Origin of the sequence: Streptomyces sp. DvalAA-14, assembly GCF_900091855.1 — a bacterium.
GTDB lineage: Bacteria > Actinomycetota > Actinomycetes > Streptomycetales > Streptomycetaceae > Actinacidiphila.
In genome coordinates, this window is sequence record NZ_FMCH01000612.1 from 1 (window position 1) to 4,289 (window position 4,289).

Annotated in this window: 3 protein-coding genes and 1 pseudogene; all 4 read right to left on the bottom strand. The window is 70.5% G+C overall.

Translation table 11 applies throughout. The annotated features are described in order from the left end of the window. A partial coding sequence (locus tag GA0115240_RS32680) for a WD40 repeat domain-containing protein (RefSeq protein ID WP_370673399.1) occupies nucleotides 1-681 on the bottom strand: 681 nt, incomplete at its 3' end. After that, nucleotides 678-2,687: an ATP-binding protein gene (locus GA0115240_RS32685; protein WP_141709044.1), complete on the bottom strand. Its 2,010-nt coding sequence runs from the start codon at nucleotides 2,685-2,687 to the stop codon at nucleotides 678-680. The genes GA0115240_RS32685 and GA0115240_RS32680, both read right to left, overlap by 4 nt. 50 nt (nucleotides 2,688-2,737) lie before the next feature. Then, nucleotides 2,738-3,607, bottom strand: coding sequence for a hypothetical protein (locus tag GA0115240_RS36450; protein ID WP_141709045.1), 870 nt, complete (start codon nucleotides 3,605-3,607; stop codon nucleotides 2,738-2,740). Nucleotides 3,608-3,826: 219 nt separating this feature from the next. Further along, a pseudogene (locus GA0115240_RS32695) lies at nucleotides 3,827-4,289 on the bottom strand (hypothetical protein); the annotation flags it as partial.

Consider the following 4,289-nt stretch of genomic DNA (forward strand, 5'->3'; position numbering starts at 1 on the left):
CCCGCTGGCCAGGTCCCAGACGCGAACCGTGCCGTCGACGACGCCGCCGCCGGTGACCACAACCATGCGGCCGTTCAGCACGACGGTCGCCACCGCCCTCGCCGAGCCGTTGTGTCCGGTGAGGGGTTCACCGACCGGCTGCCCGCTGGCCAGGTCCCAGATGCGTACGGTGCCGTCGCCGCCGCCGGTGACGGCCACTGGCCGGCCGTCCAGCACCGCGGTGGTCACTGCTCTGACGGGGCTGGTGTGGGTGCCGAGGATTTCGGCGCCGAGGAGACCTGGGGTGGTCCAGTGGATGTGCCAGCCGGTGGGTGTGGTGGGTTCGGTCAGGGGGATGCCGAGGGAGGCGGCCTGGAGTTCGAGCTGGGTGGCGTTGCTAGCGGGACGGTCGAAGTCCCACTGGTGGGTGGCACGGCGGAAGGCGTCCCACAGCCCCGGGGTGGCGTCGACAGGGTCCCAGCCGGTGAGGGTGCGCAGGCGTGCGGCATCCAGGTGGGGCAGCAGGCGGGGGTTGAGGATACGGCGATCCAGCGTCCTGGCGGCGCGGGCGTGTTCGGTCAGATGGCGGCGGATGTAGGCGGGCAGGTCGGGAGGGTCGTGGGTGAGGGCCTCTTCGGTCAGGGCCAGGAGGCGGGCGCTGATGCGGGCCTCGGTTGAGGTGTTTTCATTCGGTTTGTTCATGGTGCCGGCGTGGCGGGTTCGAGGAGGTCGCGCCATTGGTCGCGCAGGGTGGTGTTGAGGGCGTCGTGGAAGAGGCGGTAGACGGTGGTGCCGTCGGCGATGTCGGTGGTGAGGTAGCCGCCGAAGGGTGAGTGCAGGAGGTCGGCGATGTCGCTGTCCCCATAGGTGCGGTCCGGGTCGTCGGCGACGGCGTTGGCGAACGCGGGCCAGATCCGGCGCCAGGGGATGCCACGGCCCCGGGCGAAGGCGAGGGCACGCAGCAGGTGCACCGTTTGCAGCCGCTGTTCCGGGTCGTTGTGGCAGTAGGTGTCAAGGTCCTGGCGCAGGACGCCCCGCACTCCCTCGTCGACGGCTTTCAGCCAGGATCCGTCGGTGGGCGAGACCGGTTCGGGCCGGCGGGCGAGGTTGGCGGCGGCGATGCGGGTGACCAGGAAGCTGGTGCCGGCCCGGGCAGCCAGGGCCTGCGCCACCGCACTGGCGGTGTCATCAGTCTCAGCGACGTCTGGATGCTGGTAGGGGCTGCCGGGGGTGGTGGTGAGGATGGCGGCGGCGTAGTCGGCCAGGTCTGCGGGTGCCCACCAGGGCGCTTCGTCCACGCGGATGCGGCGGGCGACCAGTGTGTATTCGGCGTAGTCGGCGAGCGGGACCCCGCGCTGCGTGCGCGCGTCGGGGGGCGTGTTGTCGTCGCCGCCGGGTGAGCGTACGCCCACGATCAGCCGGAGCCGGGTGCGTCCGGGATCCAGCCGGGCCAGTTCCCCGGTGAGGATCGCCATCGCGTGGGGCGTCTCGTCGAGGGCGTCGACGACCACGGTGATCTTGCTGGTGCCGGTGGTGAGCCAGTTCTGCCAGGCGGCGACCCATTCCTCCAGGGCCGGCTGCGCGCCCTTGGTGGGCGGCGGGGGGACGTTGAGAGCGATGGCAATCTGGGCGATGACGTCGGAGGGGTTTTTGCCGGTGGCCAGGACCGCGACGTCCACCGCGCCTTCGGCCGGGCGCAGGTCCGGCGGGATGTCACCGAGGCGTGCGGCGTACCGCATGCGGAAGGCAGGGTCGCTGAGGGTCACCAGTCGGGCCAGTACGGCGGATTTGCCGCTGCCCGCGCTTCCGGTGACCACCATGGCCCCCGGCTCGCCCGTGGCGGCGGCGATCAGGTCCAGCATCAGCTGCCGGCGGCCGGTGAACAGCCAGCCACTACCGCCGTCCGCGGTGGATCCGCGGGACTTCGGTCCCCAGTGGGCTTCCACATCGGCCTGCGGAATGGCCAGGTCGCTGCGCGGAGCCTGGACGGTTGTGGCGTCCTGGGCACGGTAGTGGGGGTTGGGAAGGCACGGGTGCGGCCCGGAGGTCTGGCTGCCCTGGAGGGGCTCCAGCCGCTGGCCCGGGCGGAGGTGGGCACGTATGCCTTCCAGGAACGCCTGGACGTCGAGGTACTTGATTTTCTCCCCGGCGTAGGACTCGCCCTCCCGCGAGTCCAGTTCAGCGAGGAACGCGGTGACCGCGCCGGTCAGGGCGCCGGTGACTGCCTCCTGGTCGCGGGTCGCGCTGGGCAGCACCAGCCAGGTGGCGGGAATGTCTTTCTCGAACGCGGCGACCTCGGTGATCGTTTTCCCGGCGAAGCACAGGTCCAGCACCAGGAACAGGTGGCGGATCTCGGTCGCCTTCAGCCACATAATCAGATCCGCCGTGCGCAGTGCGGTCGCCGGAAGCCGCAGCGACTCGCTGGCTTTCAGGATCGTCCAGTGCACCCCGTCGCTGGTCTCGCCGTGGCCGGTCACGAACACCACCGCGGCATCCTTCGCCCGCCACCGCGCGTAGGGTTCCGGGTTCTTCAGCGCGTCGGTGACCGCGCGTTCGCTTGGATTGTGAGCGAGTTCCGGATACGCCGGGGCGAAAGCCCGCACTCCTAGGCTCGGCGCGCACAGCCAGTCGGTGAGCGCCCGGACCTCGGCGTCCACCGGCAGCGGCCGGAAGTGCGGGTCGTCGTAGAGTCCGGTCGCGATCGCCACGAAGTGGCGGCGCGTGATCTCGAACCCTTTCGCCGGCCCGGCCGCCCCGGTCACCGGGCGGCCAGCGGCAGCACCGTCAGCAGCGCGGTACCGGTCTCTTTCTTGCCCAGGTAGATGTTCACCGCGTGCGCGTCGCCCTGGTTGTTGACCTTCTCGTCCCTGATCCGCGGCCAGTACCGCGCCAGATCCCCGGCGAACGCCACCGGATCGTGCGGGTCACGCACGTTCACCCACGCCCCCAGGCCCAGCGGCAGGCCTTCCTTGCCGTAACCGGGGTCGGGCATCAGCTCCCGTACGAACCTGGCACCCAGCGGCGACCCGAGCGTCACCAGGAGATCCAGCCGACGCCCGGGGTTGCGCCGGACGAATTCGAACGCCACCACCGACCCCAGCGAATGCCCTATCAGCACCCGCGTATCGCCGTCGACCGCCGCGTCCACGACCGCGTCGACCGCCGCCTTCAGCTTCGGATCCCGCAGATAACGCCGCACCTCACGGAAAGAACCCGCGAACACCAGCGCGGCCCCTGGCCCGAAACGCCAGTCCAAAGCGCGGAACGCCACCCGCAGCACCGAAGGGATCCGCGTATACCCCTTCACCGCCTCCTGCTCCGCTGCCGCCAGTGCCTCTTCGCCCGCCGCATCCCCGGCTGCCTGCGCCAGCTCCGCTTCCTCCTCCGGTGCGAGACCGGTCAACACCTCCTCGTCGGCGCCGCTCTTCGCTCCCGCCCCTTCTGGCTGGGTCGTGTCCAGGAACAGACGCCCGTAGTAGGCCAGGTCGAAGGAGAACGGGAGACCGGGTATGGGCCTTTCAGCCGCAGCTTCCAAACCGTCCAGCAGCGCAGGACCCCACTCTCCCGCCAACTGCGCACGCCCCAATTGCCGCTGTCCGATCCCGTGCACACCCACCACGACCGCCACCACGCACCCCCTGCTCACACTCGTCTGCATATCCCAGCACAAAGACCCGCACACCCACCGGGAAACAGCTTCTCCCGCCGCTCTGGTACACCATCGCCGCAAGCCGGTCGGGGAGTTCGGAGGACCCGCCGCCGACTCGATACCCCGCGCCGACGACAAGGCACAGCCCGCCGGACCAGAAACCAAGCTGCCGCAGCACAAGCACCACGCCAATCGGCGTCAGCGGGCTGGCAGTTGGGCAACAACGACACCTCGATCTGTAATGATCACCATCCAAGGCAGCGCATCGTCCGCCCACACCGCAGCCAGAGCCGACACCCTCACGCGTACAAGGAAGGGTTCGCCGAGCGGCTGGCCGCTGGCCAGCTCCCAGACCCGCACCGTGCCGTCGTTGCTGCCGGCGACGGCGACGGGCCGGCCGTCCAGCACTACGGTCGCCACCGCCCCCACCGAACCGGTGTGTCCGGTGAAGGGTGCGCCGAGCGGCTGGCCGCTGGCCAGGTCCCACACCCGCACCGTACCGTCCTTGCTGCCGGTGACCGCGACGGGCCGGCCGTCCAGCACTACGGTCGCCACCGCCCACACCGGGCTGATGCGTCCGGTCAAGGCTGCCCCGAACGGCTGGCCGCTCGCGACATCCCAGACCCGCAGCATGTCGTCTCCGCCTGCGGTGACCGCGACT